The organism is Ornithinibacter sp. (assembly GCF_035443565.1).
Lineage (GTDB): Bacteria > Actinomycetota > Actinomycetes > Actinomycetales > Dermatophilaceae > Fodinibacter.
The window spans coordinates 1-1233 of sequence record NZ_DAORSO010000391.1 but is presented as its reverse complement, the minus strand read 5'-3'; the positions used below and the strand labels follow the sequence as shown (position 1 = coordinate 1233).

General features: G+C 74.1%; 1 protein-coding gene. It reads right to left on the bottom strand.

Annotation, left to right across the window (positions count from 1 at the left end; genetic code table 11):
• Positions 1 to 91: 91 nt before the first annotated feature.
• Positions 92 to 1111 carry an SDR family NAD(P)-dependent oxidoreductase gene (locus PLL68_RS15440; protein ID WP_324535612.1) on the bottom strand — a complete coding sequence of 340 codons (1020 nt, stop codon included), beginning with the start codon at positions 1109 to 1111 and terminating at the stop codon, positions 92 to 94.
• Between the last annotated feature and the right edge of the window lie 122 nt (positions 1112 to 1233).

The window sequence follows — 1233 nt, the reverse complement described above, 5'->3', positions numbered from 1 at the left end:
TGGCCGGGTCCGTCGGATCGGCGGTGGCCTGCGCGGCGACCAGCGCGCGCAGCCGGGCCGGCCGGCGACCGTGCCGCGTCACCCCTCGAATCTAGGGACGGCGGGCGCGGCCCTCTTCACCCCGCTCGGGTGACCCTCCCGTGCCCGTCGCCTCCTGGACCCACTCCCAGAAACGGCCCCGCTGCTCAGCCGTGGGTCGCGTGCGGCGCATGATGCTCGTCGGCCGTGCGCGACGGTCGTGCAACAACTGGCCGGATGCCGGTGCCGGGTCGGCCGCGACCACCCACGTCGTCGTGTCGACACCTTCACCGGCCGTGCGCAGCGACGGACCGAGCAGGGCGGCGAAGCGGGGGAGTGACGTCTGCACGCCGGGAGTTGCGGCCCACCCCGGGTGGGTCGCACTCACGCTGACCCCCGCGGCGTCCCAGCGCTGGGCCAGGACGGGGAGCAGCTCGATCTGGCCGCGCTTGCTGCGCGCGTAGGCGGTCGCACCGGCGTACTCACCACGCAGGAACTCGGGGTCATCCACGGGCAGGGGCTGGCTGTACATGCCACCTGACGTCACGAACACCACCCGACCCGCATCGGCGCCGAGCAGTGGCAGCAGCAGTTCGGTCATGAGCACCGGACCGAGCACGTGCAGGGCCATCGTCATCTCGTGGCCCTGCGCGGACTCGGTGCGCGTGGCGGGAAGCGCGCCGGCGTTGTGCACCAGCGCCCGCAGCGGCAACCCGGCCGAGAGGAAGGCCGCGCAGAAGGTCCGCACCGAGTCGAGGTCGGAGACGTCACACACCCACACCCGGGCCGCGCCCGCCCTGCCGACCGCTGACTCGATCTCAGCGGCCACGCGACCGCCGCGGCCGGCATCCCGGACGACGAGGTGAACGGTGGCACCCAGGGCGGCGAGGTCGTGGGCAGTGCGTTCGCCGAGGCCGGACGAGGCGCCGGTCACGGCCACGTGGTGCCCGGTGAGGCACCCGGGAGTCGGGTCGGCGGGCCAGGTCGGGAGCCGCCGCCGCACGGCGTACCCGAGCCGGGTGAAGCCGGGGGCGATCGTGCGGTCGAGCGTGGTGTCCAGGGCGGAGGCAGCCGCCGTCGCCAGCCCCGTCACATCAGTGCCTTCATCGCGGTGATCGCGCCCCGCAGGTATCGCTCCACGACCACCCGCTCGTCGTCGCTCAGGGAGGCGTCGATCTCGGCGAGCCCTCGGAACATCGGGGCGAGCCGGGTGAG